The sequence below is a fragment of the Paenibacillus sp. 1_12 genome, assembly GCF_900114475.1.
GTDB lineage: Bacteria > Bacillota > Bacilli > Paenibacillales > NBRC-103111 > Paenibacillus_S.
The window spans coordinates 124,337-147,946 of record NZ_FOTE01000010.1; the positions used below are offsets into that span (position 1 = coordinate 124,337).

A 23,610-nucleotide genomic window follows, 5' to 3' on the forward strand; every position below is an offset into this window, starting at 1 on the left:
CACAGGTTAAAGGGTGCAGCAATCCTTCATAACTTCCAAAAAGAAGCTTCCATCCATTTGTACTGCCTGCCAACTATAGAATAACACCGCAAGCAATACGAGCACCGGAGTTGCCGGATGGATCTGTAAAGTAATCATCCTCAGCTTCATGAATGACCAGGGAAGTACCACCTTGTTTCAATAAAGAATTCGCTTTATCTTTATCCAGTGTTACCATCTTGTTAACCAGCTCGGCACGGCCTTTTCCGTCTGCGCCGACCTCCAGATTCAAAAGATCGCCAGCGTGTGGTCCCTGTGGATTATTGAAGCCATGCTTTTTCCCTGCGGGATTCAGATGCTCTCCGGCCGTCTTGAAATCAGGAGCTGTGCACACACCATACTGATGAATATGAATGCCGTGTTTACCAGGAGTTAGTCCAGCGACCTCAACCTGCATCTTGACGCCTTCTGGAATGGAAGACAGCACAGCTGTACCCGTCTTGATTCCTTTGCTGTTGACGATGTCAATCCGTTTAATCATCGGCCCTGAATCCTTCGCCATTTCAGATGCTGTAGACACAGCTGCATTTTCCGCCTGATGTCCGTGCTGAGGTGTACGTTCAGCCATAGTCGGCTGATTGCTCCATTCACAGCCTGACAAGAGCAGCATACAGCTTAGTAAAGCAAGTCCCCTATTTCTATTTCTACTCATGCGATTCCCTCCAAAGGTTCAATGTTCCTTAGTCATTGTTGGCCTATTGAAAGAAAATTAAACTTATTTTCCCCAAAATTTTCATTAGAGAATCCTGTCTGTTTCGATTATTTCATATGTTCCGCTGAGAATACCAGAATACCAACTCCTGCTTGGTCACACTCTTCGATTCACTAAGCTGTCTCCCACAATACAAAAAGGCTGCCATGGGCTGCCTTTGGGATCTAATGAGTTATGATAAAAGCAGTTGTTAATGAAAATCAATCTGGCTCCGAAGAACCATCCTGCTCCTGCTGTATCTCCTCGATAGGATCAAAAAATAAAATATGAGGTTTCTTCATCACCCAAGTCGTCATACACCGCTGGTTTGCGACATTGACGGTTTTGAGCGGTTCGAGCAGAATACCTTGCAGCTTCTCTGTCATTTTTAACAATCGTTCCTCATCCACGAGAAAGCGGATACTTCGGTCAGGCAATCGGTAGCGATGCTGTCCAAGTGGGATGACCTTGTCTTCAATACCTATAGACGAAGCCAATCTGACAAACAAAAGACCGCCAGGACGAAGCACCCTCCACAGCTCATTCAGCATACGCTGGAAATGTGTATCATGATCGGCAAAATGCAGCACGGCATTACTGATCACGACATCAAAGCTTTCATTGAGAAAGCTTATTTTATCGATGGATTGTACCTGGGCATATTCATCCGTCCATCCTGTGGCCAGTTCGGCTCCGAGCCTTCGCACATCTTCGATCGCTTCCTCAGAGCGGTCAATCGCATACACCTCAAAACCGCTGCGCAGAAAATAAACCAGGTTCCGACCAGACCCGCAGCCTGCATCCAGTATCCGCATGCCTTTTACAATTCGACCCTTTAACAGCTGATCGAACAAATAAATATCGATATCACCGAACAGCTCGCGAGGGTTCATATTATCAGCCCGATTCTAAAAGTTTTCACAGAAAACTTACTTCGTAAGTATTCAAAGCCTCCTTGTCTGGAGGCTACTTATTCTTCATCGACCTTGCTAATCGTTCCATTCTTTTATTACTTTTGGCTTCACTTACGACCATGATGGCGTGAATAACTCCAGGAAGCCAGAAGCATAAAGTCAAAATCAAATTCATCAAAGCCTGAAATGGCTTACCGCAGAGCAGTACCGCAAGCGGCGGCAGCAGAATGGCTAATAAATACATGGCTCATCCTCTCCTTATAACGGGATACCTCTATTTCAACGCATTCTAGAAGCTTATGCAAGTGCCTTTTTGTCCTTGGGAAGTAAAACAGCTAATATACCTAACAAAGGTAAATACGCACACAGCTTCATGATAAAGGAAATACTTGTTGAATCCGCAACCCAGCCTAACGCTGCCGAGCCCAGACCCCCGATTCCGAATGCCAGACCAAAGAACAAACCTGAGATTAGCCCTACTTTACCGGGTAACAGCTCCTGTGCATATACAACAATAATCGAAAATGCAGATGAGAGCACAAAACCCGCACATACAACGAGTACGCCTGACCAGAACAGATTCGCATAAGGCAGCATAATTGAAAATGGAGCTGTACCAAATATGGAGAACCAAATGATATTACGACGACCATAGCGGTCTGCAAGCGGGCCGCCAATGAAAGTCCCTGCTGCGGAAGCGACGAGAAAAGCAAATAAAAACCATTGGGCATTGCTCACGGAAACTCCATAATCCTCAATTAAGAAAAAGGTATAATAGCTCGTAATGCCAGACATGTATACATGTTTGGTGAATACCAAGAATACCAGAATCACGATCGCCCATGAAATTTGTGCCGGAGTCAAGCCTGCCTTGCTGTTACTGGTTTGGACTGGCTTGGCTGTTGTTCTTGGACGTATATCCTGTACGCTGTACCAGCGAGCCACATAAAATTGAATAATGATTGCAAGAAGTGCTGCAAAAGTAAGCCAGATAACACCGAATTGACCAATAGAAACAAATACAACAGCAGTCATAATCGGACCCAGTGAGCTCCCGATATTGCCGCCAACCTGAAATATGGACTGCGCCAGTCCTCGTCTCCCTCCTGCTGCCAAGTAAGCAACACGAGAAGATTCGGGGTGAAATATCGCGGAACCAATGCCCATCGCAATAACCGATAATAAAATGATTGCGTAGAAAGGCGCCAACGCCAAGCCAACCACTCCAACTAATGTAAAACAAACGCCTATAGGTAAAATGTAAGGACGAGGTCTAATGTCTGCCATATAACCGACAAGCGGTTGAATGAGCGAAGCCGTCAAATTCATAGCGAGTGCGATCATCCCTATTTGCGTGTAGCTCAATTGTAAGGAGTCCTTTAGGATCGGGAATAATGCAGAAACACTGGATTGCATCGTATCATTCAATAAATGAACAATACTGATCGCGAATAAAATGGGGAAAACCGTTGTTTGAATTGGTACTGATTGATTTTTTGCTTTTGCCACAGTTGGTACTCTCCTTTTTCTCTATAACTCAAATCCTAACAGCCAGTCAAATCGTTTAACGTGCATGCTGGGTGGAATCTTTCGCAGCAGCCAATTTCTTACTCGGATCGCCGCGGGAATTTCCGTTTGAACGACTTTTGCCATGAGTCGTGACTGCCGTACCACCTTGGTAGTACGTGAAATGCGGTGTTGTTCATATTCCTGAAGAGCTGACGGTATGCCCGTATCCACGGACTGTAAGCATTGTGCAAGCACTAAAGCATCCTCCATGGCCTGCGCCCCGCCTTGACCTAAGTTAGGCAGCATGGCATGTGCTGCATCACCAAGTAGAGCAACTCTTCCTTCTGTCCATCGTCCTGTAGGTCGGCAGTCATAAATATCGTGAGAAAGGATGTCGGTTTCCTCTGTCGCAGCAATAACGGCTTCAATCGGTTGATACCAGCCGCGAAATTCGTGAAGCGCCTTCTGCTTACGTTCAGCAGCCGGATAGGGAGTGCCCTCTTCTGAATTGATCGCTGCAAACCAGTAAATGAGACCATTTCCAAGATACGTATAACCAAAACGTTTGCCTGGCCCCCAAGCTTCAAAACCGCCCCCAACGTCCAACGGATATCGCTTATCATCGAACACGGAAATACCTCGAAGAGCCGTAAATCCGGAATATCGAAGCGATGTGTTTCCAAGTAGTTGTCTTCTCACGATGGAACGTATCCCGTCCGCACCTATCAAGAGCTCGCCTTCCCCAGTACAACCATCTTCAAAAACAGCCGTTACCTGATCCTTATCCTGATTCCAGCCAACGAGTTTTTTGCTAAATTGTACATCTGCCGTTTTACCTAAAGCATCTAATAAAATGGTTTGAAGTTTAACACGATGAACAATGTAACTGGGCGAACCATATTTCTTAGCTTGTTGAGTTGTCGGTAAATCGACCAACAGCTTACCGTCCCAAGTACGGATCTCCGCCCTTCCAATCGGTGCCCCCTCAGCCTGAACCTGATCGGCTACCCCCAGCTTACGGAGTACTTTCATTGCATTAGCAGCCAAAACAATTCCGGCCCCGACCTGCCGTATCCCGGATGACCGCTCATACAGAGTAACCTTCCAGCCTTCATTACGCAATGCAATTGCTGCACATAATCCACCGATGCCAGCGCCTATAATCATCGCTCTTCTTGAATTGGAATTGCCAGCTTTCATTACCGGTCCTCCTGAATAAGTAACACTTTGCTACATTTCCTTACATTTTACCACAGGATTGAGAAATCGTCTGATTTGTTTGCCGTGTTTGCTCTTTAATAACATTGCGATAGGACAATACATAAGAAACGACCGCTGCGGATACTCCCGCGCGGTCGGCTACATCTCGTCTTGATATCATATTGTGATCAACCCGTACTGTTATATTCCAAACGTATTGCCTCCATTAACAGATAGGCATTGTCCCGTAATAAATTTGGCTTCCTGAGAAGCCAAAAACGACACAGCGGCAGCAATATCCATCGGCTCTCCCATATGCTGGAGTGGTACCTGCTTCTGATACCCTTCCGTATTGGAATCTTTATGCCTTTCAACAGGAATCCAGCCGGGAGCAACCAGATTCACCCGAATACCATGAGGAGCCAGCTCGCTGGCCCATGAACGGGTCATACCAATCATCGCGGCCTTGGCCGTCACATAGCTTGAGAAATTCGCGTTGCCGAGCTGCGCAACCTCACTACCTATATTGATGATACTGCCCGAGCCCTGTGATTTCATTCCTGCTAATATCGCCTTGGTTAGCAAAAGCGGTGCCTTTACGAAAAACTCCAATTGATCTGTGTATACCTGCCAACTGCTTTCCTCAATAGATAACATCGGCTGTGGACCAGTTGCATTATTGACCAATATATCCACAGAACGACCAAACAGCTGTACCGTGTCTTCAATGAGACGCTGAACCTCCGATTCCTGCGTAATATCCGCACGAATGGCTTTTGCAATTCCTCCCGCTTCTGTAATAAGTCGTACAGTCTCATTGGCATCGGCGATACTATTGGCGAAATTGACCGCTACCGATGCACCATGACCTGCCAGCTCAACCGCGATCCATCTGCCCAACCCCCGGGAAGCTCCTGTGACAACGGCAAGCTTACCTTCCAGCTTACCAGACACCGCATTATCCACAAACTTTCCCCTCCATCCCTAATGGGCATATCCACCACTTCCAGATTCGCCCAAATACAATTTCTTCAATGGTACCATAGATTCTGAAGGAACGTAATTTTTAAATGGATTCTCATCAATGACACCAAGCAGCTGCTTGCGGAAAGGGCTGGCATTCTTTAATTGTTCTTCGGATGCAGTACGATAATCGATCGGACGCATCCAAATTGGACTATATCCCAGAAACAGCTGTCTCCGTGTAAAATCCGAATGATTCGGTGCTCCGGCATGCCACAGATTTTGTGCAAATACGAATACATCTCCGGGCTTGCCGCAAACCTGCATCTCTCCGGGTAAATCATCGGTTACATTGTGTGTGTCCGGTAGGTAAGATTGGCTGTGTGAACCGGGAATAATCTTCGTATTGCCGCGATTCGGCTCGGACATATCGCTCAGAATATAGCAGGTCTTAATGTAGTAAGTTGATGTAATTCCATGGATTCGCGGGAACTGTGGATGGGGGCCATCCTGATGCCAGTTAATGAAACTATGCGTTTCTGTGACTGTATTATTCGGATTCGGCTTACGGATCGTCAGATGCGAAATATGCAATTGAATGTTGTAACCCAGCAAATTTACGATTAATGGTAAAATGGTAGGCTCATCGATTAGGGAAGCAATTTCCTCGTGACGCTCCACACTATTGTAAATATTATGGGCAAGTGACTCCGGTTCCTGGGCAACCATCTCGTCAATTGCTGCATTGAGACGATTTACCTTTTCCTGCGAAATCACGTTTGGCAGCAGTAGATAGCCCTGCTCATCAAACTGCTTCATCAGCTCGGATATATTCAATTGTGAGTTCTTTTCAGACTGCGTCGTATCCATGTATAAACACTCCTTATTGGGATTGTTAATAAAATAGGAGTCAAGCTACTTCAAATATCCCAACTCCTTGAGCTGCTTCTGTGCAGCATCCATGTAAGCTTTATAGTTCATTGAAGACTCTAGCGTCTTAAGAAAGCTGTCATACTCGGTGAGCGGACGTTTGCCATAAATAAATTTGGATAGCTCTTCCTCAATATACCGTCCCGCATCAGCAGCGTTATAGCCATTAGGGATATCCACAAACCCATTGAGAGCTTGAATTCGCGGCTGCTTGTTGGCAAACTCAATGAAAGGTGTCTGTTTCGCAAATTTAACCTGCAAGTACTCCATCTCAGGACGACCGGTAAATTGATACAGCCAGAAATATCCGCCTTCTTTACCCATCAAATCAGTAGCTACTACTTTGGTTCCCTCCAGATTATAATGCTTTCCCTTCACACCATATTGAACGAGTGGCGAGCCTTCTTTACCCGATACATAATTCAGCAGATCGAACACCTTTTGCAGCTTTTCCGGATTTTTCTCCAGTGATTTGGGAATCGCGTATAAACCGGCTGTAACTCCGATATCCCATGAGCTTGCGTTCTGACCGCCAGGTCCTTTAACCGCGTCCATTTGCACCCAATTGGCATTAGCATTAACAGCTTTGATCTGCTCAACAAATTGATCCTTGGTCATATTCGGCCAATCGATGTAAATGATGCCTGCCTGACCCTTGATTGCTTTCTGTTGGTGCTGCAAACCGCTGTTAGCCAACAATTCAGGATCAACGGCTCCTGCGTCTGTCAGCTTTTTGATAAAACCAAGCGCATCCTTCATGCTCGGATCATACAACGCATTAACCAGCTTATTATCCTTCACATAGAGACTTGGGGTGTTAGCCGAATACCCAACCCCATACGCACCAAATATGGTACTGAAGGCTGATAACTTGCCACCGGTAATACCGAAGGTATCCTTTTTACCATTTCCATCAGGATCCTTATCCGCAAAAGCTTTGGCCACTTCGAGCAATTCATCTGTCGTTTTCGGTACCTGCATGCCCAGCTTGTCGAGCCAATCCTTGCGGATAAAATACGTGTCATAAGGAATGGTAGGCGTTTTGGCAACAGCAAATACTTTGCCGTTCATCGTACCTTTCTTCAAGCTTTCTTCGCCGATGAAATCCTTAACAGGCTTCAGCTTATCCATGTACGGGGTCAGGTCGAGGAGCAGGCCTTGCTCCGAAAATTGCTTCAGCTGCTGACGGTCTACACCGAACAAATCCGGGAAGTTGGCTGAAGCCATTCGGACATTCAGTTGATTTTTGTAATCATCCTGGGAGGCGTACACGGTTAAATTCAAATCTGTATTCAATGCCTTATCAATCTCTTGTTTAATAATATCCTGGTCCGGTGAAGGTAGACCGTTTCCAGTTTCTATGATGTCAATCTTGATCTTTTTAGTGCTTGCTGCCGGCGTCGGCACTGGTGCTGCTGCTGGAGCTTGTGCTGTATCATTTTTGGGAGCAGCCGCTTCGGGTTTGGCCGCACCGCCTCCGCAGCCCGATAAAATGGTTCCACCCAGCATCAAAAACGCCAGTGAAACGACCATTGTTTTCTTTTGGCTCATGGACTAACCCCTTCTTTCATTCATAGTTGGTGACCTGTTTGGAGCTGTAATCATCTATATATTGAAGCGGTAGTGGCCCCAGCTGCAGTCCGGAGCGGACGAACCGTCGTTCAACCTTTTACAGAGCCGAGCAGCATTCCGTTCGTAAAATGCTTTTGAATAAACGGATAGATCACAATAATCGGCAAGCTGGCCATCACAACCGAAGCCATCTGAATCGTTTCGGTTGGCATCATGTTCTCCGCATTTTCCATGGGCTGCTGGGTGAGCATTAAGATTTCTCGGATCACCACTTGAAGCGGGAACAATGTGCGATCAGTTACATACATAACTGCCTGGAAAAATTCATTCCAATGCCCAACCATATAAAACAATCCTATCGTCAGGAGAGAAGGCACGGATAGCGGAATGACAATTTGCAGCAAAATCCGAAATTCCTTAGCTCCATCCATACGCGCCGACTCAAACAACTCCTCCGGCAGATTTTCAAAAAAGCTTTTCATAATGAGCACATTAAAGCTCCAGACAGCATTAGGCAAAATCATCGACCAGATCGAATCAATCAGACCAAGCGATTTAACAATCAGGTAGGTCGGAATAATTCCGCCACTAAACAGCATCGTAAAAACAACCATCAGTAAAAATAGATTACGCCCCGGGAGCGCCTTACGGCTGAGCGGATACGCCATCAAAGCGGTCAAAATCAGATTGACGATCGTTCCGACGACGGTAATGAGTACCGTTACCCAAAATGCTTTTGGAATATTGGATTCGGTAAACAGCTTATGATAAGCGCTGAAAGTGATTGACTTGGGAATTAGAATGAAGCCGCCGTTCTTTAAAACCTCAGTGAAAGGTGTGATGGAGACGGTTACGACATACATCAACGGGAAAATCGCAGCTAATCCAGCCAAACCGAGTACAAGAAAAACGATTCCGTTGATGAAACGATCCTCCATACTTTTTACCATATGCCATCACCCCATTTCTTCGATAAATGATTAGCCCCCATGACTAGAACAAGTCCAATTGCTGATTTGAACAGGCCCACAGCTGCTCCCAGACTGAAATTCAACTGCTGAAGACCCGTGCGGAACACCCAGGTATCGAGAATATCAGCCACTTGATATACTTGAATATTGTACAAAATATAAATTTGATCGAAGCCCGCATCCATGATATGGCCAAGCTTCAGAATGAGCAGCAGCACGATGACATTGCGTATGCCCGGAAGTGTAATATGCCAAATCATCCGGAGACGTCCCGAACCATCTACACGAGCAGCCTCATAAAGCGTAGGATCGATAGCCGTCATAGCAGCTAAATAAATAATGGCTCCCCATCCTAGATCCTTCCATATTTCCGAACCGACAAGAATGGCGCGGAAGTAATCAAGTGAGGTCATGAATCCGATTGAATGCCCTCCACTCTCTTCTATCCAACGGTTAAACAAACCGGAGTTTTGTGAAAATAAGGCAATCAGAATCCCGTATATGATCACCCAGGACAAAAAATGAGGCATATAAGTCAGCGTTTGGATGATTGTTTTGAACCACTTTACACGACATTCATTCAGCATGAGCGCAAGCAGGATCGGCGGAAACATACCGAATATAAGCTTGTACAGGGAGATCAAGGAGGTATTGACCATCAGTTGTGTAAAATACGGCGAATTGAAAAAGATTTGAAAATGTTTGTACCAGGGATCTGCCCATGGGCTGCTTACAATTCCTTCGAGTAAGTTAAAATCCTTAAATGCGATAATAACCCCATACATCGGTACATATCGAAAAAAGATATAGTACAGCACACCTGGCAGCAGCATCATATAAAAGGCACGAAAAGCCCAAATGTTTCTGCCCAGCAGCCTGCCCTTGGTTTGCTTTGATTTGGCATCAGCCACGTTGTGCACGGTCATCTGTTCCATAAATGGCATCCCCCTACAGGCTTAATTTGCAAACCCTCTCTCATCTACACTTCTTTTGTACACGCGCTATAAGCTCTTTTTCTATAATTAAATTATAGCAAGCGCTTTCTAAATGAAATATACAGTGATCGTGCGAAAGTGTTCGAATTTTTGCAAACGCTTTTATTCCTGTGATACATTTGGAAGCTCTATTCGAATCAAGGTCCCCACCTGAGGTCGACTAGCAATTTTCAAGCCGAATTCAATGCCAAAATGCAGCCGTATTCGCTCCTGAACATTCATGATCCCAATCCCCGTAAACCGATGTTTGCTGGGTACATTACGGCGCTCACTGAAAATGCTGCTAAGCTGCTCAGAGTCCATACCCAGCCCATTGTCTCGAATGAATATACAAAGCTTTCCTCGCCGAACGCAGGCTCGAATGCGAATATGCCCCTGCACCTTTTGAGGGGCCAATCCGTGGAAAATCGCGTTTTCGACCAACGGCTGAAGTGTCAGCTTTAAAATTCTACAGTTGAGCGTTTCTGGCGCTGCCTCAATCGTCAATACAAACTTCTCTCCGTAACGTACAGTTTGGATATAGGCATACATACGCAGGCCCTCAAGCTCTTCCTCCAGTGTTACAAACTCACCGCTCTTATCGAAGCTAAACGACAACAAGCCCACAAGTGCACGAATCGTTTCACGTACAGCCTCGATTTTTTGCTGCTTGGCCAGACTGCTGATGCAGGCAAGTGTATTGTATAAAAAATGCGGCGCTATCTGGCTTTGCAGCATTTTCAGCTCATACTGATTTTTGCGCGTTTCCATTTCCTTTGTTTCCTTAAGCAGGTGATGAATCCGCTCCATCATTGCGTTATAGCTCTTGGCTAGCTTGCCGATTTCATCCTCTCGGGTGACGGAGATCGAAGGCAGCACCTCCATATCGCGCACCCTGTCCATTTTGGCTACCAAGGTACGTACCGGATGGGTGACATAGCGACTCATCATATAGGAGCTGATCAGCAGGATAAGCACCCAGATCACCGCAGCAGTTTTGTAATTATCATAAAGAATAATAATATTTTGGTAAAAGTAGCTGTCCTCAATAAAAGCTGTAAAATACCAGCCCAGCTTATTCATACCCGATTTCACCGCAATCAGCTTTTTCTTGGAGCCTTGAATTTCAGTAATGCCTATAGGCAGCTCTTGAATCTCGGTAACAAAATGGTGATCCAGCTCGGGAGGAAATACATTTGTGTTATAGGGCAGCAGCTTATAATAATCCAGGGGCCAACTCGTATCAAAGCTATTAATGACATTACCCTTGTTGGTTACAATCGAGAAGGTTTGATTGCGTGTATTCATGAACTGTGCGAGCATATTGGTCAACCGTGCCAGATCAATTTCAACAACGGCAATCCCTTTGATTTCATTGTCGTTCTTGGAGCTGATCGGCAGCACAAATGCCACGGTCTTTCCCGATAATGGCGATTCGTAGGGCTCGGTAATCATAACGCCGTAATTCGTTTTGGACATCTCATACAGCTTAGCCAGATGCGGATTGCCGATAATGTCAAGAAAAACCTGTGTATTGGACATCGCTTTGCCATCAGCGCGTACCAGGTACAAGGTTCTGTAGAGTGCGCTGTTCTTCTCCGCATACTTGCGCAGCACGGTAACTGCTTCTTCCTCCATCCCCTCGTCCAGAAGATCGTCACGTGTGGAAAGAAGCAATAAAATATTTTGCACATTATCCAAATAAGCGTCTAAATACAGATTGGTACGATCGTTAATAACGACAGCATCAGACAGCACCTGCTTGCGAAACAACTGCTCGGCATCCTTCAAGTTATTCCATGCCAGTAAACCGAACAATACCAAGGTTCCCGCAAAAAGAAACAGAAAATGCTTGAAAACCATGCTGCGGCTTTGCATCCAATGATTGACCCGGCTTAGCATGCTGCTCCCTCTTTCTTTCTATAATATTTAGTTGGATTCATATCTCGATTATCGGGGGAGGGGGGGGAATCTAGTAGCATTTCTTAAAATCTGTTGGCGCTACGCCTGTTCGATTGCGAAATAGCACCGAAAAATATCGGTAGCTCGGGATACCCACCTGCTCGGCAACCTCATATACCTTCATATTCGTTGTTTGCAGCAAATGGATCGCTTTATCCATGCGTAAACTCGTAACATACTCATTGAAGGATTCCCCTACCTCCTCACGGAACAACCGACTCAGATAATAGGAGCTAAGTCCGACAGACTCCGCAATTGAGGTGAGGGTAATCGGCTCCATAAGCAGCTCAGCAATTAGCTTCTTAGCATGCTGTACCTCCTTACGACATTTGCTCTTCATCCCGACAGCGGCCTCCAGCTCGCGAGTAAATGATGTGGTCAGCTCTGCAAGCGTCCTTGCCTGGCTCAACCTCTGCTGGCCCTTATCATCAGCCATATAACCGGCATCCTTCATCAATTCTTTGTGTTTGTATATAAGCCATGCCTTTAACTCATCCGGGTTCGGTCGATTGGAGCAGGCCCATACTGTAAACTCTTCCCGGACATGTCGGACCAAATGCTCCTGCGATACCGCTAATGCCGAACGGAATTGCTCCGTATGTACCTGTTTGATATGATCCTCCATTGAATCTGCAGCTTGTTTAGACACCAAGGCATGGTCATAAATGGTTCCTGAATGATCGTAAAAGGCCGATTCTGGGGCGATAACCGTTTGCCGCAATGCACCAAACATCTCTGATTCATTGGATATGTCGCCGCTTAAAGTTGCATACAGACGGACAGCCTCACTTAAAAAAGACAAACGCTGCTCCAAGGCAGTCTGCAAATCATTCAAAATCAGTCCTGCCTGCTTCCGATTGGACAATTCGTTTTCTTTACACTCATTCTTAAATATCACATAGTCTGATTTATCGAGCTGAATCCAACGGTTCGGTACCTTAGAACACTGCTCCCACTCGCTGAAAATCGCTTGCAGTTCATGATGCACGTACATCTCATCCTCTGCTTTGGCATGAATATGCAGACGGGTAAACCATAATGGAAAATTCAGCTGCCATTCCTTCAGAACGTGTCTTAGCTCATCCTTCACATTCATAGATACTGCTTCTATGGATAGTTGTTCGTTTCCATATCGATTCCAAATTTTGACCAGCTGCCAGCGCTGCTTATCGAGTTCACTACGCTTGTAACTGTGCTCTCGCTGAATGGTTGCCCGTGCCTTATTCAAGGCTTGCTCCAGATCAGAATCAAGCAAAGAAACCTTGATCAAATATTCAAGTGCTCCAAGCCGTAAGGCATCACGCACATATTCAAAATCACTGTGGCATGTAAGCAAAATGACCTGTGTCAGTGGAAACTCTTTTTTCAAGGATCGGAACAGCTCAATTCCATCCATTATGGGCATTGTAATATCGGTAATGACCACATCGGGCACCAGCTTGCGGCATAGCTCCATTGCCTCTTCCCCATTTTCAGCCTCACCAACAAGCTCGGCATTGCAGGTAGACCAAGGAAATAGTCGCAGCTCTTCACGCAGCGGCAGCTCATCATCCACCACTAGAACCGTTAAAGGACTTTCTTGCATCTGAAATCCCTCCTTTAAAATTTCGCTGAGTATTTACGACTTATGCCTCTCTGATCTATCCACTGAATTACCTACTCAATTTATTGCAACCGCTTCCAATCTGTATTTCTCATCTTAACACATGATTTTTGCTGCTCCTATACATAAAAACGGCTAAAAAGTACAAAAATCACGAATGACTATGACAACAACTGTCGTGATTGGATGTTATTTTATAGAAGCAAGCAAAGCAATCACTATGTGTCATTCGTCAAAGCTTACAATCGTATTAAAGAGAGGATGTTGCATTATGCAGCCCACATTCAAGCCATCTTTGATTCCCGTTATTGAGAACAAACCTGCTTATCATGCCATCGGCCTGCATCAAACACATGTATACAGCGATGGGGGAATTCCATCTATCGTTGATCAGTGGAGTTTGTTTATGAATCGGATCGGAGAAATTCAAGGTCTCCATACGGTAACCTTAGGTGTTTGTTATGATGTACATACAGGTAATCCGTTCGAATACGTGACTGCCGCTTTATTGACGGAATCGCAGTTGGATATCCCAGTACCCGAATCGATGTGCAAAATTTTCTTAAAACCACAAATGTATGCGATTTTCACTCATAACGGACCTATCTCTGTTTTGGGAGCAACCTATAAAGCAATCTTTGAATGGCTTACCGGTAATAAAACCTATATTCGTGCTCAAGCTCCTGAATTCGAATATTATGACAGCCGCTTCACAGGCAATGAAAGATCGGATAGCCAATTTGATATTTACATCCCTGTCCTCATGCAGCAATAAATTGTTTTTGTTTGTAATTAGAACGCTCCTATTTACGGAATTTCTGTAGGAGTATGCTTCGGTGGCGCATACATTTGCGCCATCTTTTCTATTAAGGCTTGCATGAGCTCTACCATTTGAGGAGGTTGGACCACCTTGACCTCTGCCCCAAATCCCAAAAAATAGGAAGCAAAGTAATCCACCTCATTAGGTCTGATACACATTCGGACAGTTCCTGTTCCGTCCTCATGGACCTCAATATCCGTATTCATCCCTGCCTCCCATTGGCATCTACGCACTCCAACACTTGTAAAGACGGCTTCAATCTGAATATGCTCATCTGTGAATCGAGGCTGTTCCTCAGGTGGTTTAAACCAATCCATAATGGAAAACTCACTCAAATCTATCGTTCTGTGTCCGTCAGCCGCTGCCACCGCAGATAGAACACGATCAATCCGAAACAACAAAAAACGCTCTTTCCAGAAGCAATAACCCGGACAATACCAATATCCGTTATACGAATATACACCGATTGGCTGAACAGTCCGCTGGTTAGCTCCCTCCTTGGAATCATACACGATCTGCATCGGCTGCTGCTGTAAGGCTGCATCTAGTAGAGATTGCAAATACGGAGTTGGCGCCTGGCGTTTGGGCGTCCAAAATACGACTCGCTGCTTCATTTTATCAATTTTACTTTTGGTATCATCCGGTAAATAATAATAAAATTTGTTTAAAGCTGTGATGGATTCCTCCGCAAATGGCAAGGCTCCATAATGCTGCAATGATTGATAGGCAAAAAAGATCGCCACCGCCTCCTGCTCGGAGAATGTAATGGGCGGCAGCTGACGCTCCCTCAGTACTCGATACCCTCCATGAGGTCCATACTCCGTATATAGCGGAACCCCAAGCTCACTTAAAACCTGAAGGTCGCGCATAATCGTCCTAATCGATACCTGAAACTCATCCGCCAACTCGCGAGCCGTAAACTTTCTGCGTTGGTTAATGGCTATCATTAGCTCTATCACGCGTTTAGACTTAGCCACTCTTGCAGCACCTCCGATGACATTTTTATTTGATTATATCATAGATCTATGACACAAATTGTCATAGATCTATGATAAAAAAATGCCATCGCTGCTCCAGCAGCAGGTTCTTCTGCTTCGGGAGTTACGATGGCATAGGTTATGAAAGTGCATGCTCCGAAAGTACGGCCTCAGCACAGTAAGTCTATGTTTTCATACACAATTCGTTTCTTAATCGCTACTTTATATGTTTTCCAGCCAATGTACTTCATTCTCAGTCAATTGGATTTGTGAACCTTCAACGCAGGACTCCAGTTCAACTTGGTTCTGTGCTCCAATCAATGCAGCTGTAGGAAACTTTTGATTCAACACATAAGCCAGTGAAATTTGAATCGTGCTGACGCCTTTTTGTTCAGCCAGCTCTGCCGCACGGCGCAGACGCTCCCAGTTCGCAACGCTGTAATAAACGCGAACCATTTCAGCATTGTCCAATTTGTCAGGAGCAAAATTTCCGGTAAAAAATCCGCCAGCTTGTGATGACCATGACAGTAATGGCAGCTGAGTCTGCTCATGCCAAGCGCAATCAAGTACATCTGCTGAAACACATCCTGCCCAACGCGGCTCATTTGGCTTGGCAAGACTCAGATTGGGACTGCTGAAGGAAAATCCGACCAAACCATTGGCTGCTGCATAATCGTTAGCTTCCTGAAGACGTTGATGTGTCCAGTTGGAAGCGCCAATAGCCAGAATCCGCCCTGCTTGGATATGCTCATTCAAGGCATTCATAATCACACTTACCGGTATGTTCGTATCATCACGGTGCAGCGCATACAAATCGGTGTAGCTCGATTGCAATCGGGCCAGACTGATTTCCAAATCCGCTGCAATTGCTTCTGGATTTACACGAGGACCATCTGCATTATGATGAGCGCCCTTCGTCAAAATAACGACCTTATCACGATTATTCCGTTCTTTCATCCATCGGCCAATCGTCTCTTCGCTTTGTCCACCACGGTAAATAAAGGCTGTATCAATCGTATTCCCGCCGATTTCTAAATAATTATCAAGCACGCTGCACACTTTATCATAAACCTCATGGGTGAAAAAATCAGAGCCTTGGATCAAATTTGTAACCGGCTTTTCCAATCCAGCTATTGCTATTGTTTTCATCGTATTTATCTTCCTCTCATTTAGGTTTAGAGCTCTACTCGAACACGTTCTCTTGCGGATTTCAAGCAGGCATCGATCACACGCATATTCAACACAGCATCCGAAGACTCATATCTAAGCGCCGTTCCGTCCAGAATACTGTGCCCCAGATCATCCGCTTGTAGCGCATATTGATTGACGAGAGGCACCTCGACTTCCCTGCGCTGTCCGCCCACTGTAACAAAAAAATGATCATCTGCATGTTGACGGGTTACATAGGCGCTTGGCACTTCAATTCGGCCATCCGTCCCCAGGATTTCAAACACATTACGCCCAGCTGCCCACATGCCGCAGTCGAAGGTCAAAGCGACACTATTAGGAAATTCCAAAATGCCCGATGCCATCATATCCACATTGTCGTGGTAGGGTGAAAAGAAAGCGTGTACAGTAGCGGCCTCAGGCTCTTGCCCTAATATCATACGTGCTGTGCTTATCGGATAGACGCCTACATCGTAAAGCGAACCGCCACCCATTTCCTGATTGAATCTCACATTACCCTTGTTTTTGGAGCTATTAAATGTAAAAGCGCCGTGGAGACCACGAATTTCTCCAATTTCACCCGACTGTATAATCTCTTTAATCATCGCATAACGCGGATGATGGCGATGCATGAATGCTTCAATCAGCTTAACACCCGCCTGCTCGCAAGCAGCTACCATCTCTGCTGCCTCAGTGGCATCCAGTGCAATCGGCTTTTCACACAATACATGTTTACCCGCTTGAGCGGCTTTGATTGTCCACTCCTTATGCAGGTGATTCGGCAGCGGTATGTAAATGGCATCCAAAGTTTCATCATTTAACAAAGCTTCATAGCTGCCATATGCAGTAGGAATATGAAATTGATCCGCTGTTATCCTTGCATTTTCTTCGTTACGACTTGCGATTGCAGCAACTTCACCGGTTTGCGATTGTTGAATTCCTGGAATAACTGCTCTCTTGGCAATAGCTGCGCATCCGAGTATTCCCCAACGCAATTTTTTCTGCGACATGTACAATCCATCTCCTCAACCATTTGTGTTAGTAAGACTATATTGCTATTATATTGAATGCTTATTAAAATGAAAATAGAAGATTTTTGCACATGTCTACAACTATATTGTCCTCTAGAGAGGTCGTGCATATGAAAAAACAGCGAATGCTTCCGACATTGTCCGAGCATGTTTATTTTTGCTTACCTGAATCCGTTGGCTGGTACCAGCAGGACCCCTTCCATTCTGTGGACCGACAGAAAGGAGCACTGAATAATTTCAGCATCCATCTCATTATTAGCGGTAAAGGCTATGTAGAGACTGCTTATGATAAACAGATGCTAACCGCTGGCGATGCTTTTCTTTATTTTCCACTTCAGCGGCAGCGCTATTACTCTTCTCAGGAAGATCCATGGGAAATTCGCTGGGTTCACTTTTATGGCTCCAGGCTTAGCGATTATTTGCTTGAAAGAGGCCTGCACCAATCTCATTTGTGGACAGTTCGCCAGTTGAAGCCGCTTGAGCGTGCTCTCGATGAACTGCTTCTGGAAGCTGAATTGAGCACGCTGTTCGAAATGACCAGACTGTCGACGCTCACCTACGCCGTGATTGCTGAATTCGTCAATCAAGCTGTTCCATTGTCTACACAAAGAACGGCCGCGACCTCTGAGCTGATTTTGCAGCTTCTTCCGCGTATCCAGCAGGAGGCATGCAAACCGTTTGAGCTAGATTACTGGTCTGAGCAGACGGGAGTCAGCACTTATTACTTTTGCAAGCTTTTCCGTAAAGTGACTCAAATGACGCCAATGACTTACGTTACGCTATGCCGCCTGCAAAAAGCCAAGCAATGGCTGCTCGAGAAAAAGGAAATGACCGTACGTCAAATTTCGTTCGATGCCGGCTATCCTAGCACAAGCTATTTCAACAAGCGATTTCTTGAGCAGGAAGGGATGACCCCTACGGAATATCGAGAGCTCTATTGGAAGCATTAAAGTTCCGATCAACTCAGCCAAACAACAACTTTCCGTTCATCCACCGCTTGCAAGCGTACCAAGATAGCTGCATAATGAACTCAATCATTGTATGATCAACTAAACACCATTCTACTACTACACAGATTTACGGAGGAGCTTGTTATGAAATCACTTGTACTTGCAGAAAAGCCGAGCGTCGCCAAAGAAATCGCGCGTGTACTCGGCTGCAACCAGAAGCAAAAGCATTATATGGAGGGACCCAAGCATGTCGTGACCTGGGCTTTGGGCCATCTTGTAACTTTGGCTGAACCTGAGGATTATGATGCCAAATACAAAGCTTGGGAGCTCGACCAGCTTCCGCTGCTGCCAGAACGAATGAAGCTTAAGGTCATTAAAGAAACGACACCGCAGTTTCGTGCTATCGCACAACTAGCCAAACGTAATGATTTGAATCAGCTTATCATCGCAACCGATGCTGGTCGTGAAGGTGAACTGGTCGCTCGTTGGATTATGGAAGAAATCAACTGGCGCAAACCTTTTCAACGCTTGTGGATTTCCTCGCAAACCGATAAAGCGATTTTAGAGGGATTTGCCAAGCTGAAGCCAGGCCGTGACTATGACAACCTGTATCAATCTGCTGTTTGCCGCGCAGAAGCAGATTGGCTGATAGGACTCAATATTACACGGGCGCTTACCTGCAAATACAATGCGCAATTGGCTGCAGGACGTGTACAGACCCCTACCCTATCGATGCTGATGGAAAGAGAAAATGAAATTCGTGCATTTCAATCCAAGGACTACTGGCTGCTGCGGACACAGCTTGGTGGTTTTCAAGCCATGTGGCGAGGCAAGCAAAATCCCGATGGTCGATTGTTCGACAAGGCAGCCGCTGACGCTTTATTAAATCGGGTAAAAGGCGCTGATGCAAAAGTAGCTCAATTGAAAATGACCGAGAAGTCAGAGCCTCACCCGTTAGCTTACGATTTGACTGAGCTGCAAAGAGACGCCAATCGTAAATACGGTTTTTCAGCCAAACAAACCTCAAATCTGCTGCAGCGTCTGTATGAGCAATACAAGTTGGTTACGTATCCGAGAACGGACTCCAGATATTTGACGTCCGATATGATTCCAACACTAAAGGGTCGATTGGACAGCATTTGTATACAAACCTATGCAGGCCTAGTCAGACCATTGCTTAACAAACCTTTGAATATAACCAAACGGATCGCGGATGACAGTGAAGTATCAGATCATCATGCCATCATTCCGACCGAGCAAACACCGCTGCTTCATATTCTAAGCCATGATGAACGTCGATTGTATGATCTGATCGCGCGGCGTTTTATCGCCTTATTTTATCCCGCGTATCGTTATGACGAAACTGCTGTCACGATAGATATAGGTGGAGAAAGCTTTTATGCCAAGGGTCGCGTTACGAAGGATGCCGGCTGGAAAATCGTTTATGGGCAGGAGTCGATCTCTTCTGAGCAAGAGGACGATGATATTCGGGATGATGATTCAGGTGGCTCCCAATCCTTACCTAAGTTGCAGTCAGGAGAAGTGTTCAAAGATCATCGCAGCACTTTAGAAAAGCATGCAACCAAGCCCCCTTCCCGATATACCGAAGCCACATTGCTGTCTGTCATGGAGAAGCATAAATTGGGTACGCCTGCTACCCGTGCCGATATTATTGAAAAGCTGCTTTCCACCGATACCATCGAGCGGAAAATGAATGTGCTTCAGCCAACTGGCAAGGGTGCACAGTTAATTGAGCTGGTCGTTCCCTCACTGCGATCACCGGAGTTGACTGCCAAGTGGGAGCTGGAGCTTGAACATATCGCCAAAGGAACTGGCAGCATGAAAACTTTTCTCAAAGGTATTCGTGAGCAAACGACAGCCATGGTTCAAGTCGTCAAACAAAGTACAATCGAATACAAACCGCATAATCTTACCCATTCCAAATGTCCGGATTGCGGGAAAAACTTACAGGAAATCAAGAGTAAGCGCGGCAAGCTGCTTGTATGTATCGACAGAGAGTGCGGCTATAAACGGGCAGGCGAACCCATGCTGTCCAACAAACGTTGTGCGCAATGCCATAAGAAAATGGAAATTCACACCGGAAAAGCTGGGAAATATGCGCAATGCCGTCATTGCAACGTCATCGAAATGCTGAGTGATGAGCCACGTGCAGGGGGAAAAGCTGCCAAAAGAAACAGTGCACAGCTCATCAACCAATTTAGCGATAACGTGGCTGTAGGCTCCAGTCTGGAAGAAGCGCTGAAAGCAGCGATGCAAAAGAAGCAGAACCCCGAATCATCCTAATCAAATTAAAATACCCCATCAGCCTTAGTCTGTGTAGGCTTGATGGGGATTGTTTGATTTTCACTCTTCATTCCTCTCAGCATTAAGGCTGGAGCTTCCATAAATAAACCTTTCAACGGACATAAAACTATCATCGGTTATTGGAACTGATGGAACTGAGTTATTATAATAAAAAATATGTGAAATAGGGATATCCCAATGAATATCACGGATGGCAAGCGTTTGGCTGAAAACATTCCAATTGTCCAGCTTCCAGTCATCCAGTGACAAGCCTCTTTCCTTAATACGCTGATAATAGCTCAAGCTGTCTGCAAGATGAACAAAAACAACCTTGACTTCAACATTTTCTACTGAAGCACCTATGCTTTCAAGCTCTTTTACCAGCCACTCCGGGCTCTCGGTCTCCTTAGTAAAAGGCCCGATTACATAGGCATCTGTCCCCAGTTCGATATTTTCCAATGCGGCATCCATCGTGATCCGATAGCCCAAATCACGGCAGAGTGACTTATATGTAGCAGAATCACGATCCTCTGGGTCCAGACCGGCTAGCTTCATCAATGCAGCTGCTGCTGGCCTTAGCATGGTATCCATATCAAATAAAGCCGCACGGTACCGTTTGGCCAAGGTTTTTGCGATGGTTGTTTTACCGGCCCCTGCTGGACCTAAGAAAAATACAAGTTTACGCATTCTAAGTGACGTCCTCCTCCAATCTAGAAGTAAGGTAAATAAGTCTCAGCTGCGCTCCAGAACACCACGGTCGCTCTATTTTACCGAGCCTCTAACTAACCAGTGACAGCAGCTTAGGCTTAACGTTTTCTTCATAAAAATGAATAAGCTGTGCCTTCTCATCAGCTGTAAATTGGTACTCACAGTCACGCCCTTCATCCTGTGGTACCATTTGCGCAATTTCTCCTGAGTATGTACAAAAAATCAACGCCGTCAATTCTGTGAAATCGTCAGGAAGTGTCAAACCCTGCTCCAACTCAAAATGCAGCTCCACATCGATCCACTGCTTATCGCGAATCTCGACAGTTGCCCGTATCTGCTGAAACCGCAATTCTGCATAATCCAATGAGCCGAATTGAATCATTTTATTACCTCCATTTATCTTTTCTACTTTCGCGTTTTCAAAAGATGAGCGCAAGCCATATCGATCGTTGGATATAGATATGAAAAATCATAGTCAATAGCCAATAGAGGAATAACTCGTTGACCTTTTAGCAGCAAAATCGACATCTCCCCAAACATAAGTTTCATCATAAAAGCAGGAACCGGAAACCAATGCCGGGTACGCAGTGCTTTGGCTATCGCTTTACCCATTTCATCATTCGTCACTGGCTGCGGGGCTGTTGCATTAATTTGCTCAATAATATCCTCATTCTCAATACAAAACTCAATTAGTCGGCAAAGATCCAGAATGTGAATCCATGAAATAACCTGATTCCCGCTGCCAACTCGCCCTCCAAAGCCAAGCTTATAAGGCATTAACAACTTGGGGAAAGCGCCACCATCGAGACCAAGAACAATACCCAATCGCAGCTTTACGATTCTTGTATTCCGAATTTCATCCATCGCCGCTTCCCATTTCTCTACGACACCCGAAAGAAAGTCCTCAACATTCGGTTCACTGTGCTCGACAAAGCTCCCACGTTCCGAGGTTCCATAAATTGAGACGCCTGAGGCATTGATAACGACAGACGGTTTTTGCTCCATACGCGCTACAATATCAGCAATTTGTGCAACGGCTTCAAGTCGTGAATTCAGTATTCTTTCCTTGGCTGCATCGGTCCAACGCTGATTGATTGATTCACCCGCTAAATTAACGATCACATCCGTTCCTGTCATAACCTTAATATCGTTTTTCAATTCTGACCATGTAGCGTGCCGAATTAAAGGATTCGTGGAGGTGAGTTTTTTTCGAGAAATCAAGATCAGTGAATATTTACGTTCAAGAAAATATTGGGTCAGATGCTGACCAATAAATCCTGAACTGCCTGCTATGGCAATTTTCATCCGTGGTTTCGCCACCTTCGATTGATGTGTGTTACTTATTATATAACAAACTACTGCAAAGAACCAAAATTGTTCTTGAATCAGCAGCATTGATGTTCAAATAAAAAAAGACCGGAATCCCAGTAACTGAAGCGTGAACCGAACACAAGCACTCTTAAAGTGTTGATAATCCGGGGCACAACTGCTACTAACGGACTCTGGTCTTTTGGCTTAATGGGCTAAATAGGAATGTAAAAAACGCAAAGCATCCGGCAGATGCTCTTTCCAATATGTCCAAGTGTGCTCGCCTTCAAACTGCTCGTACGTGTGCGTGTAGCCAATAGTCTCTAGATGATGATGAAAATCCTGATTCATTGTGTACAAATAATCACTTGTTCCACAATTCATATACAAAGCAGGAGGTAGACCCTCCTGCAGACGCAAGTTGGCCACAAGCTGAATATCATACGACTGCGAATAGGGTCCATGGATAGGTCCGATCATCCGGCTAATATCCGATCGTGCAAATTGGTCTCTCAAATACTGACTTGATACCAGACCTCCTGAAAGACTTGCCGCTGCCCCGAAAAGCTCAGGATGCCTTAGTGCAAGACATACGGCCCCAAATCCGCCCATCGACAAACCACACAGAACCCGCTGATTGCAGCTGCTGATCGTTCGATATTGCTTGTCAATTTCAGGAACAAGATCATATATAAAATATTGTTCAAAGTTGCCTGTACCATCATACCAATCCATATAATAGGTTCCTTGACCGTAACCCCCGTCATTCGGCATAACAACAATACTCGGAACGAGCTCGCCGCTGTTTATGAGCTGATCCAGTGTTTGCTCGGCATTCCCTTTGGTTAGCCAACTGGATTCACTACCGTGCATACCATGCAGTAAATAAATAACCGGGTAGCGCTGCTCCGATTCCTCATACCCTGCAGGCACGTAAACAAAGCATGACTTCCGAGCGTACAATGCTCCAGAGAAGAAAGAATGCGGTTGAATGCTCAAAAGGGTCTATCCTCCCCG

Annotated in this window: 23 protein-coding genes; 3 read left to right on the plus strand and 20 right to left on the minus strand. The window is 45.4% G+C overall.

Going from position 1 to position 23,610, the window contains the following annotated elements; genetic code table 11:
- Positions 1-73 precede the first annotated feature (73 nt).
- The 13 genes from BM210_RS21530 to BM210_RS21590 form a co-directional block, all read right to left on the minus strand.
- On the minus strand, positions 74-691 hold the full coding sequence (locus tag BM210_RS21530; RefSeq protein ID WP_091173309.1) for a superoxide dismutase family protein: 618 nt from the start codon (positions 689-691) through the stop codon (positions 74-76).
- Between the two features lie 260 nt (positions 692-951).
- On the minus strand, positions 952-1,623 hold the full coding sequence (locus BM210_RS21535; protein ID WP_091173311.1) for a class I SAM-dependent methyltransferase: 672 nt from the start codon (positions 1,621-1,623) through the stop codon (positions 952-954).
- 73 nt (positions 1,624-1,696) lie between these two features.
- Complete coding sequence (locus tag BM210_RS21540) at positions 1,697-1,888, minus strand: YqaE/Pmp3 family membrane protein (protein WP_091173313.1); 192 nt, start codon at positions 1,886-1,888, stop codon at positions 1,697-1,699.
- Between the two features lie 53 nt (positions 1,889-1,941).
- A complete protein-coding gene (locus BM210_RS21545) occupies positions 1,942-3,153 on the minus strand; it encodes an MFS transporter (RefSeq protein WP_091173316.1) in 1,212 nt (403 codons plus the stop codon).
- 21 nt (positions 3,154-3,174) lie between these two features.
- Positions 3,175-4,353 (minus strand): FAD-dependent monooxygenase, encoded by a 1,179-nt coding sequence (locus BM210_RS21550; protein ID WP_091173318.1) that lies wholly within the window; start codon positions 4,351-4,353, stop codon positions 3,175-3,177.
- A gap of 40 nt (positions 4,354-4,393) precedes the next feature.
- A complete protein-coding gene (locus BM210_RS21555) occupies positions 4,394-4,534 on the minus strand; it encodes a LacI family DNA-binding transcriptional regulator (protein WP_091173320.1) in 141 nt (46 codons plus the stop codon).
- Positions 4,535-4,554: 20 nt separating this feature from the next.
- Positions 4,555-5,319: an SDR family NAD(P)-dependent oxidoreductase gene (locus BM210_RS21560; RefSeq protein ID WP_256223896.1), complete on the minus strand. Its 765-nt coding sequence runs from the start codon at positions 5,317-5,319 to the stop codon at positions 4,555-4,557.
- Between the two features lie 18 nt (positions 5,320-5,337).
- Positions 5,338-6,186, minus strand: a complete 849-nt coding sequence (locus BM210_RS21565; protein WP_091173322.1) for a phytanoyl-CoA dioxygenase family protein — start codon at positions 6,184-6,186, stop codon at positions 5,338-5,340.
- A 45-nt stretch (positions 6,187-6,231) separates the two neighbouring features.
- Positions 6,232-7,797 (minus strand): type 2 periplasmic-binding domain-containing protein, encoded by a 1,566-nt coding sequence (locus tag BM210_RS21570; protein ID WP_091173324.1) that lies wholly within the window; start codon positions 7,795-7,797, stop codon positions 6,232-6,234.
- Positions 7,798-7,907: 110 nt separating this feature from the next.
- On the minus strand, positions 7,908-8,768 hold the full coding sequence (locus tag BM210_RS21575) for a carbohydrate ABC transporter permease (protein ID WP_091173327.1): 861 nt from the start codon (positions 8,766-8,768) through the stop codon (positions 7,908-7,910).
- Entirely contained in the window at positions 8,762-9,715 is a 954-nt protein-coding gene (locus tag BM210_RS21580) for an ABC transporter permease (protein ID WP_371263518.1), read from the minus strand. Before BM210_RS21580 ends, BM210_RS21575 begins: the two co-directional genes overlap by 7 nt.
- A 171-nt stretch (positions 9,716-9,886) precedes the next feature.
- Positions 9,887-11,665: a cache domain-containing sensor histidine kinase gene (locus BM210_RS21585; protein ID WP_256223898.1), complete on the minus strand. Its 1,779-nt coding sequence runs from the start codon at positions 11,663-11,665 to the stop codon at positions 9,887-9,889.
- Between the two features lie 70 nt (positions 11,666-11,735).
- A complete protein-coding gene (locus BM210_RS21590) occupies positions 11,736-13,310 on the minus strand; it encodes a response regulator transcription factor (RefSeq protein ID WP_091173331.1) in 1,575 nt (524 codons plus the stop codon).
- A gap of 289 nt (positions 13,311-13,599) precedes the next feature.
- Here BM210_RS21590 and BM210_RS21595 point away from each other — a divergent pair, with 289 nt between their 5' ends.
- The gene (locus BM210_RS21595) at positions 13,600-14,103 is read left to right on the plus strand and encodes a GyrI-like domain-containing protein (protein ID WP_177237934.1); all 504 of its coding nucleotides are present in this window, start codon (positions 13,600-13,602) and stop codon (positions 14,101-14,103) included.
- 32 nt (positions 14,104-14,135) lie between these two features.
- Here BM210_RS21595 and BM210_RS21600 read toward each other — a convergent pair whose 3' ends face one another.
- From BM210_RS21600 to BM210_RS21610, 3 genes are all read right to left on the minus strand, one after another.
- Positions 14,136-15,125, minus strand: a complete 990-nt coding sequence (locus BM210_RS21600) for a helix-turn-helix transcriptional regulator (protein ID WP_091173335.1) — start codon at positions 15,123-15,125, stop codon at positions 14,136-14,138.
- 222 nt (positions 15,126-15,347) lie between these two features.
- Positions 15,348-16,274 (minus strand): aldo/keto reductase, encoded by a 927-nt coding sequence (locus BM210_RS21605; RefSeq protein ID WP_091173338.1) that lies wholly within the window; start codon positions 16,272-16,274, stop codon positions 15,348-15,350.
- Between the two features lie 26 nt (positions 16,275-16,300).
- Positions 16,301-17,302 carry a Gfo/Idh/MocA family protein gene (locus BM210_RS21610; RefSeq protein ID WP_091173340.1) on the minus strand — a complete coding sequence of 334 codons (1,002 nt, stop codon included), beginning with the start codon at positions 17,300-17,302 and terminating at the stop codon, positions 16,301-16,303.
- 131 nt (positions 17,303-17,433) lie between these two features.
- Between BM210_RS21610 and BM210_RS21615 the strand changes: the two genes are divergently transcribed.
- Together BM210_RS21615 and BM210_RS21620 are read left to right on the plus strand one after the other, a co-directional pair.
- The gene (locus BM210_RS21615; protein ID WP_091173343.1) at positions 17,434-18,273 is read left to right on the plus strand and encodes an AraC family transcriptional regulator; all 840 of its coding nucleotides are present in this window, start codon (positions 17,434-17,436) and stop codon (positions 18,271-18,273) included.
- Positions 18,274-18,417: 144 nt separating this feature from the next.
- A complete protein-coding gene (locus tag BM210_RS21620; protein WP_091173344.1) occupies positions 18,418-20,577 on the plus strand; it encodes a DNA topoisomerase III in 2,160 nt (719 codons plus the stop codon).
- A 60-nt stretch (positions 20,578-20,637) separates the two neighbouring features.
- Here the strand turns inward: BM210_RS21620 and BM210_RS21625 are convergent, their stop codons facing one another.
- The 4 genes from BM210_RS21625 to BM210_RS21640 form a co-directional block, all read right to left on the minus strand.
- Positions 20,638-21,264 (minus strand): P-loop nucleotide/nucleoside kinase family protein, encoded by a 627-nt coding sequence (locus BM210_RS21625; protein ID WP_091173347.1) that lies wholly within the window; start codon positions 21,262-21,264, stop codon positions 20,638-20,640.
- 91 nt (positions 21,265-21,355) lie between these two features.
- The gene (locus BM210_RS21630; RefSeq protein WP_091173349.1) at positions 21,356-21,667 is read right to left on the minus strand and encodes a hypothetical protein; all 312 of its coding nucleotides are present in this window, start codon (positions 21,665-21,667) and stop codon (positions 21,356-21,358) included.
- Between the two features lie 23 nt (positions 21,668-21,690).
- Entirely contained in the window at positions 21,691-22,590 is a 900-nt protein-coding gene (locus tag BM210_RS21635) for a TIGR01777 family oxidoreductase (RefSeq protein WP_091173351.1), read from the minus strand.
- A 210-nt stretch (positions 22,591-22,800) separates the two neighbouring features.
- The gene (locus tag BM210_RS21640; RefSeq protein WP_091173354.1) at positions 22,801-23,592 is read right to left on the minus strand and encodes an alpha/beta hydrolase; all 792 of its coding nucleotides are present in this window, start codon (positions 23,590-23,592) and stop codon (positions 22,801-22,803) included.
- Between the last annotated feature and the right edge of the window lie 18 nt (positions 23,593-23,610).

Coding starts and splice junctions, on each gene's coding strand:
- BM210_RS21550 (WP_091173318.1), bottom strand. CDS start 4,353: ATGAAAGCTGGCAATTCCAATTCAAGAAGAGCGATGATTATAGGCGCT.
- BM210_RS21610 (WP_091173340.1), bottom strand. CDS start 17,302: ATGTCGCAGAAAAAATTGCGTTGGGGAATACTCGGATGCGCAGCTATT.
- BM210_RS21575 (WP_091173327.1), bottom strand. CDS start 8,768: ATGGTAAAAAGTATGGAGGATCGTTTCATCAACGGAATCGTTTTTCTT.
- BM210_RS21565 (WP_091173322.1), bottom strand. CDS start 6,186: ATGGATACGACGCAGTCTGAAAAGAACTCACAATTGAATATATCCGAG.
- BM210_RS21625 (WP_091173347.1), bottom strand. CDS start 21,264: ATGCGTAAACTTGTATTTTTCTTAGGTCCAGCAGGGGCCGGTAAAACA.
- BM210_RS21635 (WP_091173351.1), bottom strand. CDS start 22,590: ATGAAAATTGCCATAGCAGGCAGTTCAGGATTTATTGGTCAGCATCTG.
- BM210_RS21615 (WP_091173343.1), top strand. CDS start 17,434: ATGAAAAAACAGCGAATGCTTCCGACATTGTCCGAGCATGTTTATTTT.
- BM210_RS21535 (WP_091173311.1), bottom strand. CDS start 1,623: ATGAACCCTCGCGAGCTGTTCGGTGATATCGATATTTATTTGTTCGAT.
- BM210_RS21555 (WP_091173320.1), bottom strand. CDS start 4,534: ATGATATCAAGACGAGATGTAGCCGACCGCGCGGGAGTATCCGCAGCG.
- BM210_RS21540 (WP_091173313.1), bottom strand. CDS start 1,888: ATGTATTTATTAGCCATTCTGCTGCCGCCGCTTGCGGTACTGCTCTGC.
- BM210_RS21580 (WP_371263518.1), bottom strand. CDS start 9,715: ATGACCGTGCACAACGTGGCTGATGCCAAATCAAAGCAAACCAAGGGC.
- BM210_RS21590 (WP_091173331.1), bottom strand. CDS start 13,310: ATGCAAGAAAGTCCTTTAACGGTTCTAGTGGTGGATGATGAGCTGCCG.
- BM210_RS21530 (WP_091173309.1), bottom strand. CDS start 691: ATGAGTAGAAATAGAAATAGGGGACTTGCTTTACTAAGCTGTATGCTG.
- BM210_RS21595 (WP_177237934.1), top strand. CDS start 13,600: ATGCAGCCCACATTCAAGCCATCTTTGATTCCCGTTATTGAGAACAAA.
- BM210_RS21605 (WP_091173338.1), bottom strand. CDS start 16,274: ATGAAAACAATAGCAATAGCTGGATTGGAAAAGCCGGTTACAAATTTG.
- BM210_RS21620 (WP_091173344.1), top strand. CDS start 18,418: ATGAAATCACTTGTACTTGCAGAAAAGCCGAGCGTCGCCAAAGAAATC.
- BM210_RS21585 (WP_256223898.1), bottom strand. CDS start 11,665: ATGCTAAGCCGGGTCAATCATTGGATGCAAAGCCGCAGCATGGTTTTC.
- BM210_RS21630 (WP_091173349.1), bottom strand. CDS start 21,667: ATGATTCAATTCGGCTCATTGGATTATGCAGAATTGCGGTTTCAGCAG.
- BM210_RS21570 (WP_091173324.1), bottom strand. CDS start 7,797: ATGAGCCAAAAGAAAACAATGGTCGTTTCACTGGCGTTTTTGATGCTG.